At 70.2% G+C, this 23,244-nt stretch carries 17 protein-coding genes and 2 pseudogenes; 5 read left to right on the top strand and 14 right to left on the bottom strand.

From position 1 onward, the window contains the following. Positions 1-2 precede the first annotated feature (2 nt). The gene (gene tal / locus C1A17_RS01610) at positions 3-1,112 is read left to right on the top strand and encodes a transaldolase (RefSeq protein ID WP_101650086.1); all 1,110 of its coding nucleotides are present in this window, start codon (positions 3-5) and stop codon (positions 1,110-1,112) included. Beyond that, positions 1,109-2,728, top strand: a complete 1,620-nt coding sequence (locus C1A17_RS01605; protein ID WP_101650084.1) for a glucose-6-phosphate isomerase — start codon at positions 1,109-1,111, stop codon at positions 2,726-2,728. Before tal ends, C1A17_RS01605 begins: the two co-directional genes overlap by 4 nt. A 90-nt stretch (positions 2,729-2,818) precedes the next feature. On the opposite strand, the gene secG is transcribed toward C1A17_RS01605, so the two are convergent. The 10 genes from secG to C1A17_RS01555 all read right to left on the bottom strand — a co-directional run bounded on the left by secG (position 2,819) and on the right by C1A17_RS01555 (position 16,649). Next, a complete protein-coding gene (gene secG / locus C1A17_RS01600; RefSeq protein ID WP_101650081.1) occupies positions 2,819-3,061 on the bottom strand; it encodes a preprotein translocase subunit SecG in 243 nt (80 codons plus the stop codon). A gap of 38 nt (positions 3,062-3,099) precedes the next feature. Beyond that, positions 3,100-3,888, bottom strand: a complete 789-nt coding sequence (gene tpiA / locus C1A17_RS01595; protein WP_101650079.1) for a triose-phosphate isomerase — start codon at positions 3,886-3,888, stop codon at positions 3,100-3,102. 1 nt (position 3,889) lies between these two features. Next, complete coding sequence (locus C1A17_RS01590) at positions 3,890-5,122, bottom strand: phosphoglycerate kinase (RefSeq protein ID WP_180953185.1); 1,233 nt, start codon at positions 5,120-5,122, stop codon at positions 3,890-3,892. A 50-nt stretch (positions 5,123-5,172) separates the two neighbouring features. After that, positions 5,173-6,180, bottom strand: coding sequence for a type I glyceraldehyde-3-phosphate dehydrogenase (gene gap, locus C1A17_RS01585; RefSeq protein ID WP_101650077.1), 1,008 nt, complete (start codon positions 6,178-6,180; stop codon positions 5,173-5,175). A gap of 151 nt (positions 6,181-6,331) precedes the next feature. Then, positions 6,332-7,315, bottom strand: a complete 984-nt coding sequence (gene whiA / locus C1A17_RS01580; protein WP_101650075.1) for a DNA-binding protein WhiA — start codon at positions 7,313-7,315, stop codon at positions 6,332-6,334. Positions 7,316-7,328: 13 nt separating this feature from the next. After that, positions 7,329-8,360: a gluconeogenesis factor YvcK family protein gene (locus tag C1A17_RS01575; RefSeq protein ID WP_101650073.1), complete on the bottom strand. Its 1,032-nt coding sequence runs from the start codon at positions 8,358-8,360 to the stop codon at positions 7,329-7,331. Position 8,361: 1 nt separating this feature from the next. Beyond that, positions 8,362-9,258, bottom strand: a complete 897-nt coding sequence (rapZ, locus tag C1A17_RS01570) for an RNase adapter RapZ (protein ID WP_101650071.1) — start codon at positions 9,256-9,258, stop codon at positions 8,362-8,364. Then, positions 9,255-11,177 carry an excinuclease ABC subunit UvrC gene (uvrC, locus tag C1A17_RS01565; protein WP_101650069.1) on the bottom strand — a complete coding sequence of 641 codons (1,923 nt, stop codon included), beginning with the start codon at positions 11,175-11,177 and terminating at the stop codon, positions 9,255-9,257. The genes rapZ and uvrC overlap by 4 nt, the downstream gene beginning before the upstream one ends. Continuing rightward, positions 11,164-14,064, bottom strand: coding sequence for an excinuclease ABC subunit UvrA (gene uvrA / locus C1A17_RS01560; RefSeq protein WP_101650067.1), 2,901 nt, complete (start codon positions 14,062-14,064; stop codon positions 11,164-11,166). Before uvrA ends, uvrC begins: the two co-directional genes overlap by 14 nt. Before the next feature lie 77 nt (positions 14,065-14,141). Further along, a complete protein-coding gene (locus C1A17_RS01555) occupies positions 14,142-16,649 on the bottom strand; it encodes a DEAD/DEAH box helicase (RefSeq protein ID WP_101650065.1) in 2,508 nt (835 codons plus the stop codon). A gap of 104 nt (positions 16,650-16,753) precedes the next feature. Here C1A17_RS01555 and C1A17_RS01550 point away from each other — a divergent pair, with 104 nt between their 5' ends. Beyond that, positions 16,754-17,047: a YciI family protein gene (locus C1A17_RS01550; RefSeq protein WP_101650063.1), complete on the top strand. Its 294-nt coding sequence runs from the start codon at positions 16,754-16,756 to the stop codon at positions 17,045-17,047. Between the two features lie 11 nt (positions 17,048-17,058). Here C1A17_RS01550 and C1A17_RS01545 read toward each other — a convergent pair whose 3' ends face one another. From C1A17_RS01545 to C1A17_RS14405, 4 genes and pseudogenes are all read right to left on the bottom strand, one after another. Further along, the gene (locus C1A17_RS01545; RefSeq protein WP_101650061.1) at positions 17,059-18,315 is read right to left on the bottom strand and encodes a TerC family protein; all 1,257 of its coding nucleotides are present in this window, start codon (positions 18,313-18,315) and stop codon (positions 17,059-17,061) included. A 61-nt stretch (positions 18,316-18,376) separates the two neighbouring features. Further along, on the bottom strand, positions 18,377-19,369 hold the full coding sequence (locus tag C1A17_RS01540) for an ABC transporter ATP-binding protein (protein WP_101651473.1): 993 nt from the start codon (positions 19,367-19,369) through the stop codon (positions 18,377-18,379). A 92-nt stretch (positions 19,370-19,461) separates the two neighbouring features. After that, on the bottom strand, positions 19,462-20,442 hold the full coding sequence (locus C1A17_RS01535) for a branched-chain amino acid ABC transporter permease (RefSeq protein WP_101650059.1): 981 nt from the start codon (positions 20,440-20,442) through the stop codon (positions 19,462-19,464). Positions 20,443-20,463: 21 nt separating this feature from the next. Next, positions 20,464-21,321, bottom strand: a pseudogene (locus tag C1A17_RS14405) (branched-chain amino acid ABC transporter permease); the annotation flags it as partial. On the opposite strand from C1A17_RS14405, the pseudogene C1A17_RS01530 reads away from it, so the two are divergent. Beyond that, a pseudogene (locus tag C1A17_RS01530) lies at positions 21,316-22,173 on the top strand (branched-chain amino acid ABC transporter permease); the annotation flags it as partial. The pseudogenes C1A17_RS14405 and C1A17_RS01530 sit on opposite strands and share 6 nt — an antisense overlap. 21 nt (positions 22,174-22,194) lie before the next feature. Next, positions 22,195-23,175: a branched-chain amino acid ABC transporter permease gene (locus C1A17_RS01525; RefSeq protein WP_101650059.1), complete on the top strand. Its 981-nt coding sequence runs from the start codon at positions 22,195-22,197 to the stop codon at positions 23,173-23,175. Positions 23,176-23,244: the final 69 nt, after the last annotated feature.

The raw sequence follows: 23,244 nt of genomic DNA, 5'->3' as shown, positions 1-23,244 counted from the left end.
CCATGACCTCCCCCCTGGCCCAGCTCTCCCGCGCCGGCGTCTCGATCTGGCTCGACGACCTGTCCCGGTCGCGGATCACCTCGGGCAGCCTGGCCGCGCTCGTCGAGGACCGGAACGTCGTGGGGGTGACGACCAATCCGACGATCTTCGCCGCCGCCCTCGCCGACAGCGAGGCCTACGCCGCGCAGCTCGAGCCGCTCGCCCGCGCGCACACCTCTCTCGAGGACACCGTCGAGGCGCTGACGAGCGATGACGTCGCCAAGGCCGCCGACATCCTCGAGCCGGTCTACCGCGCCTCCGGCGGGGTCGACGGGCGGGTGTCGATCGAGGTCCCGCCCTCGGCGGCGCGCGACTCCGACGCCACGGTCGAGCACGCGGTGCGGCTGTGGGAGACGATCAACCGGCCGAACGTCATGATCAAGATCCCGGCCACGCTCGAGGGGCTCCCGGCGATCACCCACGTCGTCGCCCGCGGCATCAGCGTCAACGTCACCCTCGTCTTCGCCCTCGACCGCTACCGCAAGGTCGTCGAGGCCTACATCAGCGGCCTCGAGCGGGCGCGCGAGGCCGGCATCGACCTCGCCGGGATCCACTCCGTCGCCTCGATCTTCGTCTCCCGCGTCGACACCGAGATCGATTCCCGGCTCACCGCGCTCGGCACCCCCGAGGCGCTCGCACTCCGCGGGCGGGCCGGGATCGCGAACTGCCGGCTCGCGCATCAGATCGCCGGCCAGCTCTTCACGAGCGAGCGCTTCGAGGTCCTCGAGGCCGCCGGGGCGAATGCCCAGCGCCCGCTGTGGGCGTCCACCGGGACGAAGAACCCGGAGTACCCGGACACCCTCTACGTCAGCGAGCTCGTCGCCGCCGGCACCGTCAACACCATGCCGCAGGCCACCCTCGACGCGTTCGCCGATCACGGCGTCGTCGACGGCGAGACCGCGAGCACGGGCTACGGTGCCGCGAACGAGCTCTTCGACCGCCTCGCCGCGCTCGGCATCGACTACGCCGAAGTCATGGCGCAGCTCGAGGCCGAGGGCCTGGAGAAGTTCGATGCGAGCTGGGACGAGCTCCTCGCCACGGTCCGCACCCAGCTGGAAGGAGTCCGCTCATGAGCCCCATCGATTTCGGCTACCCCTCCCCCGCGGAGTTCGACGACGAGGTCCGCGACCTCATCGCCGCCCACGTCGCCTCCCGCATCACCGTCGGCGACGGCACCCTGTGGGGCGACGCGGCCGCACCGGAGGCCTCCCGGCGCCTCGGCTGGGTCGACCTGCCCACCGCCTCGGCCGGTCTCGTCGCGGAGATCGCCGAGCTCCGCAGCGAGCTGCTCGCCGAGGGCGTCGACATCGTCACCCTCGCCGGCATGGGCGGGTCCTCGCTCGCCCCCGAGGTCATCTGCGCCACCGCCGGCGTCGAGCTCGAGGTCCTCGACACGACCGATTCGGGCCAGATCGCCGAGGCGATCGGCACCGACCTGTCGCGCACCGTGCTCGTCGTGTCCTCGAAGTCGGGGTCGACCGTCGAGACCGATTCGCACCGGCGGGCCTTCTCCGCCGCCTTCGAGGCGGCCGGCATCGATCCCGCCTCCCGCATCGTCGTCGTCACCGATCCCGGGTCCCCGCTCCACGACCTCGCACGCGAGCTCGGCTATCGGAAGGTCTTCCTCGCGAACCCCGAGGTCGGCGGCCGGTACAGTGCGCTCAGCGCCTTCGGCCTCGTCCCGGCGGGTCTCGCCGGGGCCGACGTCGCCTCACTGCTCGCCGAGGCGCAGGCGATCGCGCCGGCGCTCGGCGCCGACGAGCCGACGAACCCCGCGCTCCAGCTCGGCGCCTTCCTCGGCGTCGCCCATGCGCGCGACACCGAGAAGCTCGTCGTCGCCCCGACCTCGACCCCGATCATCGGGCTCGGGGCCTGGCTCGAGCAGCTCATCGCGGAATCGACCGGCAAGGACGGCGAGGGGATCCTCCCCGTCGTCGTCGAGTCGGTCGACGCCCCCGGCTTCGCCGATGCCCGGGCCGACGCAATGCTCCTCTTCATCGGGCAGGCGGTCGGCACCCACCAGCCGATCTCCGGATTCGCGTGCGCGGTGGACGAGCCGCTCGGCGCGCAGTTCCTCCTGTGGGAGTACGCGACCGCGATCGCCGGCTACAGCATCGGGATCAACCCCTTCAACCAGCCCGACGTCGAGGCCGCGAAGGCCGGTGCCCGGGACATGCTCGAGAGCGGGCTCGGCGGCGAGGCCGAGGAGCCGGCCTTCCTCGACGGCGACATCGCCGTCTTCGGCACCGCCGAGCTCCTCGACGGCGCGGACTCGCTCGAGGACGCGCTGCGGGCTCTCGCCGACAGTGCCGACGAGTACGGGTACTTCGCGATCCAGGCCTATCTCGACCGGACCGGCGACGCCCGCGCGGAGCTCATCCGGCAGGCGGCCGCGCTCCGCACCGGGCTGCAGACGACCTTCGGCTTCGGACCCCGCTATCTCCACTCGACGGGCCAGTACCACAAGGGCGGGCACCCCAACGGGGTATTCCTCCAGATCACCGCGGATGCGCGGGCCGATCTCCTCATCCCCGGACGCGAGTTCACCTTCGGCCAGCTCCAGCGCGCGCAGGCCGCCGGCGATGCCCAGGTCCTCCTCTCGCGCGGGCGCCCGCTGCTGCGCCTCCACCTCCGTGAGCGGGCGAGCGGGATCGAGCGCATCCTCGAGGCCTTCGGCTTCGAGAGCTGAGGCGGATTCGTCCCCCGCACAGCAGAATCCCCGGACCGTGAGGTCCGGGGATTCGCGTATCGGGCTGCGGCCGGCGGGAGCCGGCGCGGCTCACTCGAAGCGCACGATGAGCCCGAGCAGGACGATCGAGGCGCCCCAGATGATCGCGACGAGGGTGGTGAAGCGGTTGAGGTTGCGCTCGGCCACGCCGGAGGAGCCGAGGTTCGAGCTCATGCCGCCGCCGAACATGTCCGACATGCCGCCGCCCTTGCCCTTGTGGAGCAGGATGAGCAGGATGAGGAACAGGCTCGTGAGGATGAGGACGCCCGTGAGGGACCAGGTCAGAACATTCACGTCGGACAGCCTAACAGAGATCGGAGGACGGGACGGGGCTACGCGGCGGTCGCCGCCCGGCACAGCGCAGCGAAGCCGTCCGGGTCGAGGCTCGCGCCGCCGACGAGCGCGCCGTCGACGTCCGCGTGCGCGGTGATCTCCGCGACGTTGTCGGCCTTGACGCTGCCGCCGTAGAGCAGCCGGATCGACTGCGCGGTCTGCTCCCCGAGGAGCTCCGCGAGCCGGCCGCGGAGGGCGCTGCACATCTCCGCGGCGTCGTCCGCGGTGGCGGTCTTCCCCGTGCCGATCGCCCACACCGGCTCGTACGCGACGACGAGTCCCCCGAGGTCGGCCGCCGGCAGCCCGTCGAGGGCGGCGGTGAGCTGCGCGAGGGTGTGCGCGACGTGCTCGCCGGCCTCGCGGACCTCGAGCGGCTCCCCGACGCACAGGATCGGCGTGAGCTCGTGGCGGAGGGCCGCCTCGACCTTCGAGCGGACGAGGGCGTCCGATTCGGCGTGGTGCTCGCGGCGCTCGCTGTGGCCGATGACGACGTAGGAGCAGCCGAGCCGCTGGAGGAATCGACCGGACACCTCACCGGTGTACGCGCCCTCGTCGTGGGCCGACAGGTCCTGACCGCCGTAGGCCATGTCGAGGGAGTCGCCCTGGATGAGCGTCTGCACCGAGCGGATGTCGGTGAAGGGCGGGAGGACGACGACGTCGACGGCCGTGAGGTCGACCTTGGCGTCGCGCAGGGCCCAGGCGAGCTTCTGCACGGTGGAGATCGCCTCGAGGTGGTCGAGGTTCATCTTCCAGTTGCCGGCGAGCAGGAGGGTGCGGGCGGTGCTCATGTCAGGCCTCCTCGTCGGAGAGGACGGCGAGGCCCGGCAGGGTCTTGCCCTCGAGGTACTCGAGGCTCGCTCCGCCGCCGGTGGAGATGTGGCCGAACTGCTCGTCGGCGAAGCCGAGATTGCGCACCGCGGACGCGGAGTCGCCGCCGCCGACGACGGTGAGCCGGCCGTCGGCCGTTCCCCCGTGGGCGTCGGTGAGCGCTTCGGCGACGGCGCGGGTTCCTCCGGCGAAGGCCGGGAACTCGAACACGCCCATGGGGCCGTTCCAGAACACCGTGCGCGCTGCGGCGATGCGCTCGGCGTACGCGGCGGCGGAGTCCGGTCCGATGTCGAGGCCCATCGCCTGCGCCCCGGCCGGGGTGTCCTCGAGCGCGTCGACCGGCTGCACCCAGTGCTCGGCGTCGGCCGCGAACGACTCCGCAACGACGATGTCGGTGGGCAGGACGATCTCCACACCGCGCTCGGCGGCATCGGAGAGGTAGGTCTTCACCGTGTCGATCTGGTCCTCCTCGAGGAGGCTGGCGCCGACGGCCTTCCCCTGCGCGGCGAGGAACGTGTAGACCATGCCGCCGCCGATGATGAGCGAGTCCGCGCGCTCGATGAGGTGGGCGATGACGCCGAGCTTGTCGGAGACCTTCGAGCCGCCGAGGACGACGGCATAGGGCCGGGCGGGATCGGTGAGGAGCCGGTCGCACACCTCGACCTCCGCGGCGACGAGGCCGCCGGCGAAGTGCGGGAGCAGGGTGGCGATGTCGTAGACGCTCGCCTGCTTGCGGTGGACGACGCCGAACCCGTCGGACACGTAGGCGTCGGCGAGGCCGGCGAGCTGCTCGGCGAACTCCCGGCGCTCGGTCTCGTCCTTCGAGGTCTCCCCCGGATTGAATCGGAGGTTCTCGAGGAGGAGGATCTCACCGTCGGACAGCGCGGCGGCCTTCTGCCGGGCGTCCTCGCCGACGGTGTCGGAGGCGAACTCGACGGCGCGGCCGACGGCCTCGGCGAGCACCGGCACGACGGGGGCGAGGGAGTACTTCTCCTCCGGGACGCCCTTGGGGCGGCCCAGGTGCGCCATGACGATGACCTTGGCACCGGCCTCGGCGAGGGCTCTCAGCGTCGGGGCGGAGGCGACGATGCGACCGGTGTCGGTGATCGTCGAGCCGTCCATCGGGACGTTGAGGTCGCTGCGGACGAGGACGCGCTGTCCTGCGAACTGCGAGGGGGTGTCGAGGGTCTTCATGGTCAGCCTTTCGTCGTGCCGGTGCCGGCGGGTGCGTGCGTCGGTGCGGGTCAGAGGGATTCGCCGACGAACTCGACCATGTCGAGCAGACGCTGCGAGTATCCCCACTCGTTGTCGTACCACGAGACGACCTTGACCTGGTTGCCGAGCACCCGGGTGAGTCCGGCATCGAAGATCGAGGAGAAGTCGCTCATGACGATGTCGGAGGACACGATCGGGTCCTCGGTGTAGTCGAGGATGCCCTCGAGCTCACCGGTCGTCGCGGCCTTGACCGCGGCGTTGACCTCCTCGACGGTGACCGACCGCGAGGGGGTGAAGGTGAGGTCGACGAGCGAGCCGGTGGGCACCGGGACGCGGACGGCGAAGCCGTCGAGCTTGCCCTTGAGGTTCGGCAGCACCTCCGCGACGGCCTTGGCCGCTCCGGTGGTCGTCGGCACGATGTTGATCGCCGCGGCGCGCGCGCGCCGCAGGTCCTTGTGCGGGCCGTCGACGATGTTCTGGTCGCCGGTGTAGGCGTGGACGGTCGTCATGAGGCCGGCCTCGATCCCGAAGGCCTCGTCGAGGACCTTGGCGAGCGGGGCCAGGCAGTTCGTCGTGCACGAGGCGTTGGAGATGATGTGCTGGGTCTCCGGGTCGTACGTGTGGTCGTTGACGCCCATGACGAACGAGCCGTCGATGCCCTTGCCGGGCGCCGACAGGATGACCTTCTTCGCACCTGCCTCGCGGTGGGCGCCGGCGGCCTCGCCGGTCTTGAACTTGCCGGTGGCCTCGATGACGACGTCGACGCCGAGCCCGGCCCAGTCGATGTCCTTGGGATCCTTGATGGCCGTGGCCCGGATCCGCTGGCCCTTGACGGTGAGGGACTCGTCGTCGAAGGAGATCTCCCCCGGGAAGGTGCGCCACACGGAGTCGTACTTGAGCAGGTGGGCGAGGTGCTCGTTGTCGGTGAGGTCGTTGATCGCGACGATCTCGACATTCGTGCTCTCGGCCTCGTCGACCTGGCGGAAGAACGAGCGGCCGATGCGGCCGAAGCCGTTGATGCCTACGCGGATGGTCATGCCTGTGCCTCCTGGAAGGGGTTTCGGTGGCGATTCCACGAATCATCCTAGTCAGACTCGCGGACACGGGTGCCCGGAGGGCGGCGAAACCGTGTGAAGATCGCATGAACAGCCGCGGATCCACAGGCCGCTGCCAGGGAGCGGCGGGTGCTCAGCCGTCCTCGAGCATCTCCTGGGTCAGGCTCGCCTCGGTGCCGGGGACGTCGAGGTCCTCGGCCTTCTTGTCCGCGGTGGCGAGCAGCCGCCGGATCCGCCCGGCGATCGCGTCCTTCGTCATCGGCGGATCGGCGAGCTGGCCGAGCTCCTCGAGGGAGGCCTGCTTGTGCTGGAGCCGGAGCATCCCCGCGTAGCGGAGGTGCTCGGGCACCTCGTCGCCGAGGATCTCGAGGGCGCGCTCGACGCGCGCCCCGGCGGCGACAGCGGCGCGCGCCGAGCGGCGGAGGTTGGCGTCGTCGAAGTTCGCGAGGCGGTTCGCGGTGGCCCGCACCTCGCGGCGCATGCGGCGCTCCTCCCACACGAGTCGGGTGCCCTCCGCGCCCATGTTCGTGAGCATGTCGCCGATCGCCTCGCCGTCGCGGATGACGACGCGGTCGACGCCGCGCACCTCACGCGCCTTCGCCCCGATGCCGAGCCGGCGGGCGGCGCCGACGAGCGCGAGCGCCGCCTCCGGGCCGGGGCACGTGATCTCGAGGGCCGCCGAGCGTCCCGGCTCGGTGAGCGAGCCGTGCGCGGCGAACGCGCCGCGCCACGCGGCCCGGGCATCCATGAGGGAGCCGTTGACGATCGCCGAGGGCAGCCCGCGGACGGGACGTCCGCGGCCGTCGATGAGTCCGGTCTGGCGCGCGAGCGCGGGACCGTCCCGGCTCACCCGCACGAGGTACCGGTTGCCCTTCCGGATGCCGGAGGCGCCGACGACGACGACCTCGGCGACGTGCCCGTAGAGGTCCTTGATCTCGCTCCGCAGGCGGCGGGCGACGGCACCGGTGTCGAGCTCGGCCTCGACGACGATCGAGCCGGCGACGATGTGGAGCGCCCCGGCGAACCGCAGCACGGCGGACACCTCGGCCTTGCGTGCCGAGGTGCGGGTGATCTGCAGGCGAGCGAGCTCGTCCTTGACCTGCGCGGTCAATGCCATGGGTGTTCCTTCCTCACCACTGCTCGTCCACAGTGATTCCGGCGTCGATCAGCATGTCACGGTAGCACGCGGCGAGCTTGAGGCTGTCGTGCGCACGAGGTCTGCGCGCGGCCACCGGACGGCTCCACAGACGGGCGCCGAACAGCCGCAGCGCGGTCTGCTCGAGGCCGGGCTCGTCCGCCGCGGCGGTGCTGTCGACGAGCACGTGGTCGAAGCGCAGCCGGGGTGCGTGGGCGTGGAGGGATTCGAGGTGGTCGACGAGGGTGAGATCGGCGGTCTCCGCCTGCGCGCCGGGGAGGTTGAGGGTGAGGCACTTGAGGGCGTGCGACTCGACGATCGCCCGTTCGAGCTCGGGGACGAGGAGGTGCGGCATGACCGAGGTGTACCAGGAGCCTGGACCGAGGTTGAGCACCTGGGCCCGGCCGACCGCCTCGACCGTCTCCTGCCGCGCGGGCGGGTCCACCGGGTCGAGCCGCACCTGATCGACGCGGCCGGACGTCGCCGCGAGGAGCGACTGGCCGCGGATCACCGAGGTCGGACCGCCGGACCGGAGCTCGACATCGGCCTCGATGACGAGCGGGACGGAGGACATCGGGAGTACGCGGCCGTGCGTGCGCAGCAGCCGGGCCATCCAGTCGAGGCCCTCGACGTGGTCGCCGAGGAGCTGCCACAGGGCGGAGATGAGAAGGTTGCCGACCGAGTGCTCGTCGAGCGGCCCGGCCGACTGGAAACGGTGCTGGATGACGTCGCGCCAGGTCCGACCCCACTCCCCGTCGTCGCACAGCGCGGCGAGCGCCATCCGGAGGTCGCCGGGCGGCAGTCCGCCGAGCTCCTCGCGGAGACGGCCCGAGGAGCCGCCGTCGTCGGCGACGGTGACGACCGCGGTGAGGCTCTCGGTGAGCAGCCGGAAGGCGCGGAGCGCGGCGTAGAGCCCGTGGCCGCCGCCGAACGACACGATCGCGGGGCCGCCGGACCGCTGCCGATCCCGCTGGGCGAGGTAGAGGGGCAGCTCCTCGGTGTCGATGCCCCCGGGTCGTGCGGTCATGTCACTCCCGCCCCAGATCGCGGTGGCGGACGTTGACAGTGGCCTCGGTCCGGTCCGCGAGACGGCGGGCGAGCTGCTCGGTGATCGCGACGGAGCGGTGCTTGCCCCCGGTGCACCCGATCGCCACGGTCGCGAAGGAGCGGTTCTCGCTGAGGTAGCCCTCGACGATGATGTCGAGGAGGGCGAGGTACCGGTCGACGAAGCTCAGGGCGCCGGGCTGCGAGAGCACGTAGTCCGACACCGGGGCGTCCTGCCCGTTGAGCCCGCGGAGGTGCGGGATCCAGTACGGGTTGGGGAGGAACCGGACGTCGACGACGTGGTCGGCGTCCTTGGGGATGCCGTACTTGAAGCCGAAGCTCATCACCGTGAGCTTGAGGGCCGAGGCGCCCTCCTCCCCGAACGCCGCGCGGACCTCGGCGCGGAGCTGGTGGACGTTGAGATCGGAGGTGTCGATGGTGATGTCGGAGCGGTTGCGCAGCGGGGCGAGCTCGCGCCGCTCGGCCTCGATCCCGTCGATGAGGGTGCCGTCGCCCTGGAGCGGATGGGGCCGGCGGACCGACTCGAAGCGGCGCACGAGCACCTCGTCGCTCGCGTCGAGGAAGAGCACCTTGATGCCGATCCCCTGGTCGACGTAGTCGACGAGGACCTGCTCGAGCTCGGAGAACATCGAACGGGCGCGCACGTCGGCGACGACGGCGACCTTGGGGAGCGCGCCGTCGGCGCGGGCGACGAGCTCGACGAGCGGGGCGATCATCTGCGGCGGGAGGTTGTCGACGACGTACCAGTCCATGTCCTCGAGCGCGTTCGCCGCGGTCGAGCGGCCTGCTCCGGACATCCCGGTGAGCACGAGGACCTCGAGGGCGGTCGAAGGACCGGCGGCGCTCGGCGGCTGCGTCATGGGGTGGTTCCTTCCGCTGATTCGGCTTCGCTCCCTACGGTATCCGATGGCGGATCGTCCGCGGCCGGGTCGAGGGCGGTGCGGATCCGCTCGGCGAGCGCCGGTCCGATGCCGGGCACCGCAGCGAGCTCGGCGGGGTCGGCGCCGCGCAGCCGGCGCACGGAGCCGAACCGGCTGAGGAGGGCTTTACGCTTGGCTGGCCCGAGCCCGGGGATGCCGTCGAGCGCCGAGGACTGCATGCTCCTCCCCCGCCGCCGCCGGTGGTAGGAGATCGCGAACCGGTGGGCCTCGTCGCGGATCCGCTGGAGCATGAAGAGGCCCTCGGAGTTGCGCGGCAGGACGACGGGGAACTCGTCCCCGGGCACCCAGACCTCCTCGAGGCGCTTCGCGAGCCCGACGACCGCGATGTCGGTGATCCCGAGGTCCTCGAGCGCGGCGACGGCCGCGTGCACCTGGGGCAGGGCGCCGTCGACGACGAGGAGCGAGGGCCGGTAGCCGAAGCGCGCATCGGGCTCCTCGGACACGAGGCTCTCGAGGTAGCGCGAGAACCGGCGGGACACGACGTCGTACATCGCGGAGGTGTCGTCGCGCGCGGCGTCGCCGGTGACGGCGAAGTGCCGGTAGTCGCGCTTCTTCGGCAGCCCGTCCTCGAAGACGACGAGGGAGCCGACGACGTCCTGTCCGCCGGTGTGCGAGTTGTCGATGCACTCGATGCGCAGCGGCGGCTCCGCGAGGTCGAGCGCCTCCTGGATCTCGGTGAGGGCGGCGCTGCGCGTCGTGAGGTCGGAGGCGCGGCGGGTCTTGTGGAGGTCGAGCGCCTGCTCGGCGTTCTTCGCGACGGTCTCGAGCACCGCGCGCTTCTCCCCGCGCTGCGGGACGCGGATCGTCACCGTCCCGCCGCGCAGCTCGGTCAGCCAGGCGGTGACGGTCTCGAGGTCCGCGGGCAGCGTGTCGACGAGCACCTCGCGGGGCACCGCGGCGGCGTCGACATCGGTGTAGGCCTGGCGCAGGGAGTCGGCGATGAGCTGCGCTCCGTCGAGCTCCTCCATCCGCTCGATGATCCAGCCGCGCTGTCCGCGGATCCGGCCGCCGCGCACGTGGAACACCTGGACGGAGGCCTCGAGCTCCTCGACGACGAGGGCGAAGACGTCCGCGTCGGCGTTCATCGAGAGGACGACAGCGCTCTTGTCGAGCACCTTCTCGAGGGCGACGATCTCGTCGCGCAGCCGGGCCGCGCGCTCGTAGTCGAGCTCCGCGGCCGCCGAGCGCATCTCCCCCTTGCGCGAGGAGATGAACCTCCCGGTGCTCCCGCTCATGAAGTCGACGATGCTCTGCGCGAGCCTGCGGTGCTCGTCCGGGGTGATCCGGCCGACGCACGGGGCGGAGCACTTGTCGATGTAGCCGAGCAGGCACGGGCGCCCGGACTGCTGCGCCCGCTTGAATACGCCGGACGTGCAGGTGCGGACGGGGAACGCCTTGAGGAGCAGATCGAGGGTCTCGCGGATCGCCCACACCTGAGCGAAGGGCCCGAAGTACCGGATGCCGGGCCTGCGCTTCCCGCGGGTGATGAACGCGCGGGGCACCTCCTCGCGCATGGTGAGCGCGAGGTACGGGTACGACTTGTCGTCGCGGAACATCACATTGAACCGCGGCTCGAACTCGTTGATCCAGGTCCATTCGAGCTGGAGCGCCTCGACCTCGGTGTCGACCACGGTCCACTCGACGGCGGCCGCGGTGTGGACCATCGCGAAGGTCCTCGGGTGGAGGCCGGTGGGGTTGGCGAAGTACGAGTTCAGGCGCGCCCGGAGGTTCTTCGCCTTGCCGACGTAGACGACCCGGCGGTCCGCGTCGCGGAACTTGTAGACGCCCGGCCCCGTGGGGATCTCCCCCGGCGCCGGTCGGTACTCACTCGGATCCACGGCCGTCCGCCCGCCGCTCGAGCAGCGCTGCGAGGTACTCCCCGGTGTAGGAGCCGCTCACCGTCGCGACGTGCTCCGGAGTGCCCTCGGCGATGACGAGACCGCCGCCGCGGCCGCCCTCCGGACCCATGTCGATGATGTGGTCGGCCGAGGCGATGACGTCGAGGTTGTGCTCGATGACGATGACGGTGTTGCCCTTGTCGACGAGGCCCTGGAGGACCGCGAGGAGCTTGCGGATGTCCTCGAAGTGGAGACCGGTCGTCGGCTCGTCGAGGACGTACACCGTGCGCCCCCGGGTGCGCTTCTGGAGCTCGGCGGCGAGCTTGACGCGCTGCGCCTCTCCCCCGGACAGCGTCGTCGCCGGCTGGCCGAGGCGGACGTAGCCGAGCCCGACCTCGACGAGGGTCCGCAGGTGCCGGGCGATCGCGGGCACCGCGGAGAAGAACTCCGCCGCCTCCTCGATCGGCATGTCGAGGACCTCGGCGATGTTCTTCCCCTTGAAGCGCGCCTCGAGCGTCTCCCGGTTGTACCGGGCGCCCTCGCACACCTCGCACGGGACGTAGACGTCGGGCAGGAAGTTCATCTCGATCTTGATCGTGCCGTCGCCGTGGCACGCCTCGCAGCGGCCGCCCTTGACGTTGAAGGAGAAACGCCCGGGCTGGTAGCCCCGGATCCGCGACATCTCCGTCTCGGAGAACAGGCGCCGCACGTGGTCGAACACGCCGGTGTAGGTCGCCGGGTTCGAGCGCGGGGTGCGGCCGATCGGTCCCTGGTCGACATGGATGACCTTGTCGAGGTGCTCGAGGCCGAGCACCCGCTTGTGCCGTCCGGGCACCCGCTTGGCGTTGTTGAGGGTGTTCGCCATCTGGGTGAAGAGGATGTCGTTGACGAGAGTCGACTTGCCGGAGCCCGACACCCCGGTGACCGCGGTGAGCACCCCGAGCGGGAACTCGACGGTGACGTCGCGGAGGTTGTTCTCCCGGGCCCGCTCGACGGTGACGGTCCGCTCCGGATCGATCTCCCGGCGGCGGGTGGGCAGTTCGATGATGCGGCGACCGGCGAGGAAGTCCCCGGTGATCGAGCGGTCGGCGTCGGTGAGCCCGGCCACCGGGCCGGAGTAGATGACCTCGCCGCCGTGCTCGCCGGCACCGGGTCCGATGTCGACGATCCAGTCGGCGGCCTCGATCGTCTCCTCGTCGTGCTCGACGACGATGAGGGTGTTGCCGAGGTCGCGGAGCCGCACGAGCGTCTCGATGAGTCGCCGGTTGTCGCGCTGGTGGAGGCCGATCGACGGCTCGTCGAGGACGTAGAGCACGCCGACGAGGCCGGACCCGATCTGGGTGGCGAGCCGGATCCGCTGCGCCTCCCCGCCCGACAGCGTGCCGGCGGTCCGGTCGAGGCTGAGGTATTCGAGCCCGACGTCGAGGAGGAATCCGATGCGGGCCCGGATCTCCTTCATCACCTGCGCGGCGACGGCGGCGTCCCGGTCGCTGAGCTCGAGGCCGCCGAGGAACTCCGCGGCCTGGTCGAGGGCGAGCGCCGACACCTCGGCGATCGAGCGGCCGGCCACCCGGACGCTCAGCGCCTCGGGCTTGAGCCGGGTGCCGCGGCACGCCTTGCAGGGGACCTCGCGCATGTACGACTCGTAGCGGTCCCGCGCATGGTCCGATTCGGTCTCGCCGTGCTTGCGGAGGATGTACTGGAACACGCCCTCGAAGCCGGTCGAGTACGTCCGCTCGCGGCCGAACCGGTTCCGGTACTTGACGTGGACCTGGTAGTCCTTGCCCTCGAGGACCGCCCGGCGGTGCGCCGGCTCGAGATCGGCCCACGGGGTGTCCATGGTGAAGCCGAGCTCGGCGCCGAGCCCGGCGAGCAGCCGGTTGAAGTACTTCGACGTGCTCTTGCCGACCGACCACGGGGCGATCGCGCCCTCGCCGAGCGGCAGGTCCTCGTCGGGGACGACGAGGTCCTCGTCGACCTGGAGCTTCGTGCCGATGCCGTCGCAGGTGGGGCACGCGCCGAACGGCGAGTTGAAGGAGAAAGTGCGCGGCTCGATCTCGTCGATGGTGAGCGGGTGCTCGTTCGGGCACGACATGTGCTCGGAGAAGGTGCGGATCGTCCCGTCGTCGACGAGCTCGATGTCGATCCGACCGTCGGCGAGCGCGAGCGCGGTCTCGACGGAGTCGGTGAGGCGCTGGCGCATCCCGTCCTTGATGACGAGACGGTCGACGACCGCGGCGATGTGGTGCTTGACCTGCTTGGCGAGCGCGGGCGGCTCGCTCAGCCGGATCTGCTCGCCGTCGACGACCGCGCGGGAGAAGCCCTTGGACCGGAGCTCGGCGAAGAGGTCGACGAACTCGCCCTTGCGGCCCCGCACGAGCGGTGCGCGGACGATGAACTTCGTGCCCGCGGACAGCTCGAGGAGCTGGTCGACGATCTGCTGCGGGGTCTGGCGGGTGATCCGCTCGCCGCAGGTCGGACAGTGCGGGACGCCGATCCGCGCCCACAGGAGGCGGAGGAAGTCGTAGACCTCGGTGATCGTCCCGACCGTCGAGCGCGGATTGCGCGAGGTCGCCTTCTGGTCGATCGACACCGCCGGGGACAGCCCCTCGATGAGGTCGACGTCGGGCTTGTCCATCTGCCCGAGGAACATCCGGGCGTAGGACGAGAGCGACTCGACGTAGCGCCGCTGGCCCTCGGCGAAGATCGTGTCGAAGGCGAGCGAGGACTTCCCGGAGCCCGACAGCCCGGTGAACACGACGAGCGAGTCCCGCGGGATCCCGATGTCGACGTTCTTGAGGTTGTGCGCACGGGCACCCTCGACGCGGAGCGTGTCGAGGTGCGACACTCCCCGTCCGGGTTCGGTCCTCACAGTCTGCTCTGCCATCACATCCGCCACTCTAATCCTCTCCGCGGACACGGGTTCCCCACCCGGATCCGGCTGTCTCGTCGTACCGGGACGGCTCACGCCGGCTTAAGGGGTCCGACGTCGAGCACCTCGAGGACGACCTCGTCGGCCTCGTCGCTCGCGGCCACGTCGACCCGCGCGCTGATCGCCCAGTCCCGGTCGCCGCGCGGGTCGTCGAACACCTGCCGCACTTCCCAGTGCTCGGGCCCCGGCGTGATCCGGATGAACCCGGAGCCGCGCGCATCCGCGCCGACCCCCATCTCGCCGTACTCCTCGTAGAAGTCCTCGATCGCGTCCTCCCAGGCCCGCTGGTTCCAGCCCGCGGCCCCGTCGAGCTCGCCGAGCCGGGCATAGTCGGCGCGCTCGGCGAGGAGCACCCGGTGGAACATCGTGTTCCGGATGAGCCGGGTGAAGCGGGGGACGTCGGCGGACAGCCGGGTGTCGACCGGCGGGAGCAGCCGCTCCTCGTCCTCCGCGGGGTTCCGCAGCGCCTCCCACTCCTCGAGCAGGCTCGAGTCGACGCGACCGATGAGGTCGCCGAGCCACGCGATGATCTCCTCGAGCTCGGGGGTGAGCGCCTCGGTGGGGACGGTCTGCACGAGCGCCCGGAACACATCGGTGAGGTAGCGCAGCAGCCCGCCCTCGACCCGCGCGAGCCCGTAGTACGCGACGAACTGGCTGAAGTTCATCGCCTGATCGAGCATGTCGCCGACGATCGACTTCGGCTCGATCCCGATCTCGCGGACCCACGGGGCGCCGGAGGCGTAGGCGTCGAAGGCCTCGGTGAGGATCTCCGCGTTCGGCTGCGGGTAGGTGAGCTCGTCGAGCACCGCCATCCGCTCCTCGTACTCGACCCCCTCGGCCTTGAGCGCACCGAGCTCGTCGCGCTTGATGCGGTCGAGCTGCCCGCGGAGGATCGCGTACTGGATCTCGGTCGTCGCCTCGACGACGCTGAGCACGTCGGCGGCGTATCCGGGCGACTCCCGGTCGAAGAGGTCGAGCGCGGCGAGCGCGAACGGCGAGAGCGGCTGGTTGAGCGCGAAGTGCGGACCGAGGTCGGTCTTGGGCCGGTACGTCACCGCGCCGTCGTCGGCGACCTGCCGTTCGATGACGCCGGCGGTGAGGAGCGCGCGGCCGATGTGGAGGGCGCGCAGCCGCATGTCGAGCCGGGCCTCGGCGGAATCGTGGGTCGAGGCGATGAAGTCCCGCACGGTGTGCACTCCCGCGCCGGGACGGGACAGGAGGTTGATGATCGTCGCGTGGGTGATGCGCATCCGCGAGGTCAGCTCCTCGGGCCGTCCCGTCGTCAGGTGCTCGAAGGTCTTCTCCGACCACGAGACGAAGCCCGCCGGGGGCTGCTTCTTCGTCACCTTGCGGCGCTTCTTCGGATCGTCCCCGGCCTTGGCGAGCGCCTTCGTGTTCTCGATGACGTGCTCGGGGGCCTGGACGACGACGTACCCGACCGAGTCGAACCCCGCACGCCCGGCGCGCCCGGCGATCTGCTGGAACTCGCGGACGTGGAGCCGGCGCATCCGGCGGCCGTCGAACTTCGTGAGCCCCGTGAAGAGGACGGTGCGGATCGGCACGTTGATGCCGACGCCGAGGGTGTCGGTGCCGGAGATCACCGCGAGGAGTCCGGCGGAGGCGAGCTGCTCGACGAGCCTCCGGTACTTCGGGAGCATGCCGGCGTGATGGACGCCGATGCCGTGCTGGAGCAGCCGCTTGAGAACGGTCCCGAACCCGGCCCCGAACCGGAACCCCGCGATCTCCGCGGTGATCGCCGCGCGCTCCTCGCGGGTGGTGAGGTTGGCGCTGACGATCGAGCTCGCGAGCTCGATCGCCTGGGCCTGAGCGAACGACACGACGTAGACCGGCGCCCGGCCGCGCCGGACGAGCGCGTGGAGCGCCTCGTGGAGCGGCTCGACGGAGTACTCGAACTCGAGCGGCACGGGCCGCTCGACGGAGGTGACGAGCGTCGTGGGCCGGCCCGTGCGCTCCTCGAGGTCGTCGGCGATCCGCGAGACGTCGCCGAGCGTGGCGGACATGAGGACGAACTGCGCCTGCGGCATGAGCAGGAGCGGCACCTGCCAGGCCCAGCCGCGCTGGGGGTCGGCGAAGTAGTGGAACTCGTCCATGACGACCATGCCGACGTCGAGCAGCGCGCCCTCGCGCAGCGCCTGGTTGGCGAGGATCTCCGCCGTCGCGCAGATGATCGGGGCCTCGGGGTTGACGCTCGAGTCGCCGGTCACCATGCCGACGTTCTCGGGCCCGAAGGCCTCGGTGAGCTGGAAGAACTTCTCGCTCACGAGGGCCTTGATGGGGGCGGTGTAGTAGCTCCGCCGGCCGGTGCTCAGACCGGAGAACAGCGCGGCGAGGGCGACCATGCTCTTGCCGGAGCCGGTCGGGGTGGAGACGATCGTGGTGTCCCCGGTGACGGCCGCGAGGATCGCCTCCTCCTGGGCCGGGTACAGGGTGATGCCGAGCGTCGTGCAGTGGTCGACGAAGGCTTCGAACACGGTGTCCGGATCCGCGAACTCCTCGGGGATCTCGGGCAGGCGTGGCACGCGGGTTCCTTCCGTCGACGGCGTCTAGACTGGCGGTGCGAGCACCGGTGGGTACAACCGGGCCCCACCTGCCGATTATTCCCCACCCCGGACTGGAGAACCCCATGGCGATCTTCGCTGTCACCTACGAGTACGGCCCCGACATCGACCGCCGGATGGCGGCCCGCCCGGCCCACCGGACGTGGCAGGGGCACCTCTTCGACTCCGGCGTGCTGCTCGCCTCCGGGCCGCTCGAGGATGACCAGACCCCGGGTGGTCTGCTCATCCTCCGCGCCGACGACCGGGCGAACATCGTCGACATCCTCACGCAGGACCCCTACGCCGGGGAGGGGGTCATCGCGGCGACGACGATCCGCCGGTGGAACCCGGTGTTCGGTCCGTTCGACGACGCGGACTGACCCGCAGCGACTCAGATCGTCGGGCCGTCCTGGTCGACGATCTGCCGCGACATCGCGGCGTCCTCGCCCGTCCGCGCGGCCTCGGCGAGGCGCGCCTCGTGGGCGGTGCGGATGATGCGCGAGTAGCTGTCCTTGTGATCGATGAGCGAGTCGCGCCACTTCTGGTCGACGCGCTCGGCCTTCGCCGTCCACGTGTCCATGAGCGCCTCGGCCTTCCTCCGGTCCTCGGCCGGCGCGTCCTCGGGCAGCACGCTGTAGCGGTACGAGTAGCGCTCGGCGTTCTGCAGCGCTCGCAGCGCCCGTCCCTTGGGGCTGAGGAGCGAGGCGGCGACGGTGATGGCGAGGATGACGACGATGACGAGGAGCGAGGTCGTCGTCGGCACCTCGGCCACCGGCACGTTCTCGCCTCCGTTGATGAACGGGAGGTTGTTCTCGTGGAGCGCGTGGAGGATGAGCTTGACGCCGATGAACCCGAGGATCGCGGCGAGGCCGTAGGCGAGGTAGACGAGGCGGTCGAGCAGCCCGTCGATGAGGAAGTAGAGCTGGCGCAGCCCCATGAGCGAGAAGGCGGTCGCAGTGAAGACGATGTACGGCTCCTGCGTGAGGCCGAAGATCGCGGGGATCGAGTCGAAGGCGAAGAGGATGTCGGTCGCCCCGATCGCGACCATGACGAGGAGCATCGGGGTGAGGACCCTCTTGCCGTTCTCCACCGTGAAGAGCTTGTCCCCGTCGTAGGTGTCCGAGGCGGGGAGGAACTTCCGGGCGAGGCGGACCATGATGTTGTCGGCCTCGTCCTCCTCCTTGTCACCGGTGAGCTCGCCCTTGAGCTGCTGCCCGGCGATGAGGATGAGGAAGAGTCCGAACAGGTAGAACACGTCGGACCACATCTCGATCGCGACGGCACCGATGAGGATGAAGACGGTGCGCGAGATCAGGGCGAAGGTGATGCCGAAGAGGAGGACCTTCTGCTGGTAGTCGCGCGGCACCTGGAAGCTCGCCATGATGACGAGGAACACGAAGAGGTTGTCGACGCTCAGCGCCTTCTCGGTGAGGTAGCCGGCGTAGTACTCGATCGCGTGCGCGGTGTCGCCGACGAGGAAGAACACGAGTCCGAAGATCAGCGCGAGTCCGACGTAGATCGCGGACCACACGGCGGCCTCGCGGATCGTCGGGGTGTGCGCCTTGCGCACGTGGAAGATGTAGTCGAAGGCGAGGAGCGCGATGATGACGATGATCGTCACGGTCCACGTGAGCCAGGTGATCTCCATGCTGGGAGTATGCCTTTCCGTCACAGGTCGGCACCCGCGGGTGCGGCGTGCGGGGCGGCGGTCATGGGACGTCCTTCCGGTCGGCGGGCGGTGCATCGGCGGCGGGCGCCCCGGGGGGCGCGGCGTCCGCCTCGGGAGCGAGCACACCGGCATCGGCGGTGCCGACGACGGACTCCTCGTCCTCGGCGAGATCCTGCTCGAGCTGGGCGATCCCGGTCTGGTCGCCGAGGTCGACATCGTGGTGCGCCCCGAGGTAGGCGTCGATGACGGCCTGGTCCTGCATGACCGCGTCGGGCGGGCCCTCGGCGACGATGCGTCCCTCCGCCATGACGATGACCCAGTCGGCGATGTGGCGGACCATGTGCATGTCGTGCTCGACGAAGAGGACGGTCATCCCCTCCGATTTGAGATTGATGATGTGATCGAGGAGGGACTGCTTGAGAGCGGGGTTGACGCCGGCCATCGGTTCGTCGAGCATGACGAGCACCGGATCGGTCATGAGCGACCGCGCCATCTCGAGGAGCTTGCGCTGGCCGCCGGACATGCTCGCGGCGTAGTCCTCGCGCTTGGCGTCGAGCTTGAATCGCCGGAGCAGGTCGTCGGCCCGCTCGGTGATCTCGGCCTCCCGCTTCCGCCACAACCACGGCAGGAGCGCGGTGTGGATCCGCTCCCCGGACTGCTTCGATCCGCCCAGGCGCATGTTCTCGATGACCGAGAGCTTCCCGAGGACCTTGGTGAGCTGGAAGGTGCGCACCATGCCGAGCCGGGCGACGCGATGGGGGCGCATCCCGGCGATCTGGTGCCCGTCGAACGACCACTTCCCCGACTGCGGGGTGTCGAACCCGGTGAGGAGGTTGAACAGGGTGGTCTTGCCCGCGCCGTTGGGCCCGATGAGGGCGGTGATCTTGTGCCGGGGGATCTCGACGTGGTCGACGTCGACGGCGGTGATCGCGCCGAACTGCCGGGTGATCGAATCGCCGACGATGATCGGGTCGCGCTTGGCGCAGCCGGGTCCGGTGTCCTCGCCGGCGGCGATCGGGCGCTCGTCGAGCATGTACTCGCTCGTCGCCCAGTGCGCGTACTCGTCGTGGGGGGCGGTCCCGTCCGCGGCGTGCGAGCCGGTCGCGGAGGTGGGGGTCGGGGCGTTCACGAGAACACCAGCTCCTTCCGGTTGCCGAGGATGCCCTGCGGCCTGAAGATCATGAGCATCATGAGCGCGACGCCCACGAGGATGTAGCGCAGCTGCCCGGCCTGCACGGTGGTGATGAACGTCACCGTGCCGGATTCGACGAGGCCGGTGAGCACGCCCTGGGTGAGGGAGAGCACCACCCAGAAGATCATCGCGCCGAGGATCGGGCCGAGCACCGTGGTCATGCCGCCGAGCAGGAGGCAGGTCCAGAGGAAGAACGTAAGCTCCGTGCCGAAGTTCGCCGGCTGCACCGAGCCGGTGTTGAGGACGAAGATCATGCCGGCGAGGCTGCCGAGCACGCCGCCGAGCATGAGCGCCTGCATCTTGTAGGAGAAGACGTTCTTGCCGAGCGAGCGGACCGCGTCCTCGTCCTCTCGGATGCCCTTGAGGACCCGGCCCCAGGGCGAGCGCATGAGGAGCCACACGAGGACCGCGCAGATCACGACGACCGCCCACGCGACGATGAGCATCCACAGTGTCCGCGAGGAGATCACCGTGAAGCCGATCGAATAGCTGCCGGACGGGATCGGGCTGAGCGCGTAGAACCCGCTCTCGAAGGCCGCGAGACCGTTCGCCGAGCCGGTGACATCGGTGAGCTCGTTCGTCGTCACGACATAGCGGATGATCTCCGCCGAGGCGATGGTGACGATCGCGAGGTAGTCCGCGCGCAGCCGCAGGGTCGGGATGCCGAGCAGCGCGGCGAGCGCGAGCGAGGCGAGGAGGGCGATGAGGAACGCGAGCCAGAGCGGGGCGCCGAACGTCAGCGTCGCGATGGCGAAGCCGTACGCGCCGACCGCCATGAAGCCCGCCTGGCCGAAGTTGAGCAGGCCGGCGTAGCCGAAGTGGACCGCGAGGCCGAGCGCGCCGAGCGCATAGGCCGCGGTGATGGGGTTGAAGAACTCCCACAGGGCGTTGGTGACAATGCTGGAGAAATCCATGATTCTGACCTCGGACCGGCGTCAGCCGATCCTCTCCTTTCGTCCCAGGATCCCCTGGGGTCGGAACACCAGGACGATGATCATGATGAAGAGCGCTCCGACGTACTTGAGGTCCGCGGGCAGCCAGATCGTCGACACCTCGACGAAGATCCCGACGATGATCGAGCCGACGAGGGCGCCGAACACCGTGCCCAGACCGCCGAGCGTGACGGCCGCGAATATCATGAGGAGGATCTGCTGGCCCATGTTGAAGGTGACGCCGGGCCGGTAGTACGCGTAGAGGATCCCGCCGAGCGCGGCGAGCGCGGCGCCGGTGACCCAGATGATGCGGATCACCCGGTCGACGTCGATGCCCGAGGCCGAGGCGAGAGCCGGGTTGTCGGCCACCGCGCGGGTGGCCTTGCCGATCCGGGACTTCATGAGGAGGAGCGACACGACGACGACGACCGCGAGCGCGATGAGCATCGAGACGAGGTTGTTCCGCGTGATCGCGAACGGTCCGATGTCGAACACCGGCCCCTGCGCGAGCGGGAGCTGCCGGGTGGCGCCGCCGAAGAAGAACTGGAGGACGTAGCGCATCGTCAGCGCGAAGCCGATCGACACGATCATCATCGGCACGAGCCCGGCGCCGCGCTTGCGCAGCGGTCGCCAGAGGAGCGTGTCGTTGAGATAGCCGTAGAGGCCGCCGCCGAGGACCGCGGCGATGATCGCCAGCCACATCGGGAGGCCGACGGCCGCGCCGGCGAAGGCGAGGACCGCACCGAGCGTCACCGTCTCGCCGTGGGAGAAGTTGTTGAGTCCGGTGGTGCCGAGGACGAGGTTGAGGCCCACCGCGCAGAGCGCGAGGATGAGGCCGAAGGTCAGTCCGGCGAGCGCGCGCTCGCCGGACTGACCTTCGGCCTCATCCTCGCGCTCTGCGCGGTGGGCCTCAACCTCGTCCTCGGCACCACCGGACTCAACAACTTCTCCCACGGCGAGACGGTGACGCTCGGTGCGGTCCTCGCCTTCGCCGGCGCGGCCGTCGGCCTCCCGATGTGGCTGGCGATCATCGCCGCGGTCCTCGGCGGCGGCCTCTACGGCTATCTCAACGACACGCTCCTCTGGCGACCGCTGCGCAAGCGCGGCGCCGGGCTCGTGCCGATGATGATCGTGTCGATCGGCTTCGCGCTGACGATGCGCTACGTCCTCCAGTTCTTCTTCGGCGGCGCCACCCGGCAGCTCCCGCTCGCGCAGGGGCCGGTGTTCGACATCGGACCGTTCGCGATCACGCGGAACAACCTCGTCTCGATGCTCATCGCGCTCGCGGTCGTCGTCGTCGTGTCGCTCCTCCTCATGAAGTCCCGGATCGGCAAGGCCACCCGCGCGGTGGCCGACAACCCGGCTCTCGCCTCGGCCTCGGGCATCGACGTCGACCGGGTGATCCGCATCATCTGGGTCACCGGCGCCGCGCTCGCCGCGCTCGGCGGGATCCTCTACGCGTACTACCGGCCCGGCGTCACCTTCAACATGGGCCAGCAGATCCTCCTCATGATATTCGCGGCCGTCACGCTCGGCGGTCTGGGCACGGTGTTCGGCGCCCTCGTCGGCTCGATCATCGTCGGGATCTTCGTCGAGGTGTCGACGATCTGGCTGCCCGCGGACCTCAAGTACGTCGGAGCGCTCTTCATCATGATCATCGTCCTGGTGTTCCGACCCCAGGGGATCCTGGGACGAAAGGAGAGGATCGGCTGACGCCGGTCCGAGGTCAGAATCATGGATTTCTCCAGCATTGTCACCAACGCCCTGTGGGAGTTCTTCAACCCCATCACCGCGGCCTATGCGCTCGGCGCGCTCGGCCTCGCGGTCCACTTCGGCTACGCCGGCCTGCTCAACTTCGGCCAGGCGGGCTTCATGGCGGTCGGCGCGTACGGCTTCGCCATCGCGACGCTGACGTTCGGCGCCCCGCTCTGGCTCGCGTTCCTCATCGCCCTCCTCGCCTCGCTCGCGCTCGCCGCGCTGCTCGGCATCCCGACCCTGCGGCTGCGCGCGGACTACCTCGCGATCGTCACCATCGCCTCGGCGGAGATCATCCGCTATGTCGTGACGACGAACGAGCTCACCGATGTCACCGGCTCGGCGAACGGTCTCGCGGCCTTCGAGAGCGGGTTCTACGCGCTCAGCCCGATCCCGTCCGGCAGCTATTCGATCGGCTTCACGGTGATCTCCTCGCGGACACTGTGGATGCTCATCGTCGCGTGGGCGGTCGTCGTGATCTGCGCGGTCCTCGTGTGGCTCCTCATGCGCTCGCCCTGGGGCCGGGTCCTCAAGGGCATCCGAGAGGACGAGGACGCGGTCCGCTCGCTCGGCAAGAACGTCTTCTCCTACAAGATGCAGGCGCTCATGCTCGGCGGCGTGCTCGGCAGCCTCGCCGGCATGATCTTCGTCCTCAACACCGGCTCGGTGCAGCCGGCGAACTTCGGCACGGAGCTTACGTTCTTCCTCTGGACCTGCCTCCTGCTCGGCGGCATGACCACGGTGCTCGGCCCGATCCTCGGCGCGATGATCTTCTGGGTGGTGCTCTCCCTCACCCAGGGCGTGCTCACCGGCCTCGTCGAATCCGGCACGGTGACGTTCATCACCACCGTGCAGGCCGGGCAGCTGCGCTACATCCTCGTGGGCGTCGCGCTCATGATGCTCATGATCTTCAGGCCGCAGGGCATCCTCGGCAACCGGAAGGAGCTGGTGTTCTCGTGAACGCCCCGACCCCCACCTCCGCGACCGGCTCGCACGCCGCGGACGGGACCGCCCCCCACGACGAGTACG

Origin of the sequence: Brevibacterium ihuae, from assembly GCF_900184225.1 — a bacterium.
Taxonomy (GTDB): domain Bacteria; phylum Actinomycetota; class Actinomycetes; order Actinomycetales; family Brevibacteriaceae; genus Brevibacterium; species Brevibacterium ihuae.
Note: the sequence above shows the minus strand (reverse complement) of the source record. Positions and strands in the feature narration are given on the sequence as shown.

What these genes read in the sequence shown, in the direction of transcription:
- tal (WP_101650086.1), top strand. Translation starts at nt 3, where the DNA reads ATGACCTCCCCCCTGGCCCAGCTCTCCCGCGCCGGCGTCTCGATCTGG.
- C1A17_RS01545 (WP_101650061.1), bottom strand. Translation starts at nt 18,315, where the DNA reads ATGGAGATCACCTGGCTCACGTGGACCGTGACGATCATCGTCATCATC.
- rapZ (WP_101650071.1), bottom strand. Translation starts at nt 9,258, where the DNA reads ATGACGCAGCCGCCGAGCGCCGCCGGTCCTTCGACCGCCCTCGAGGTC.
- tpiA (WP_101650079.1), bottom strand. Translation starts at nt 3,888, where the DNA reads ATGAGCACCGCCCGCACCCTCCTGCTCGCCGGCAACTGGAAGATGAAC.
- C1A17_RS01525 (WP_101650059.1), top strand. Translation starts at nt 22,195, where the DNA reads ATGGATTTCTCCAGCATTGTCACCAACGCCCTGTGGGAGTTCTTCAAC.
- C1A17_RS01540 (WP_101651473.1), bottom strand. Translation starts at nt 19,369, where the DNA reads ATGCTCGACGAGCGCCCGATCGCCGCCGGCGAGGACACCGGACCCGGC.
- gap (WP_101650077.1), bottom strand. Translation starts at nt 6,180, where the DNA reads ATGACCATCCGCGTAGGCATCAACGGCTTCGGCCGCATCGGCCGCTCG.
- C1A17_RS01535 (WP_101650059.1), bottom strand. Translation starts at nt 20,442, where the DNA reads ATGGATTTCTCCAGCATTGTCACCAACGCCCTGTGGGAGTTCTTCAAC.
- whiA (WP_101650075.1), bottom strand. Translation starts at nt 7,315, where the DNA reads ATGGCATTGACCGCGCAGGTCAAGGACGAGCTCGCTCGCCTGCAGATC.
- C1A17_RS01550 (WP_101650063.1), top strand. Translation starts at nt 16,754, where the DNA reads ATGGCGATCTTCGCTGTCACCTACGAGTACGGCCCCGACATCGACCGC.
- uvrA (WP_101650067.1), bottom strand. Translation starts at nt 14,064, where the DNA reads ATGGCAGAGCAGACTGTGAGGACCGAACCCGGACGGGGAGTGTCGCAC.
- C1A17_RS01575 (WP_101650073.1), bottom strand. Translation starts at nt 8,360, where the DNA reads ATGACCGCACGACCCGGGGGCATCGACACCGAGGAGCTGCCCCTCTAC.
- C1A17_RS01605 (WP_101650084.1), top strand. Translation starts at nt 1,109, where the DNA reads ATGAGCCCCATCGATTTCGGCTACCCCTCCCCCGCGGAGTTCGACGAC.
- C1A17_RS01590 (WP_180953185.1), bottom strand. Translation starts at nt 5,122, where the DNA reads ATGAAGACCCTCGACACCCCCTCGCAGTTCGCAGGACAGCGCGTCCTC.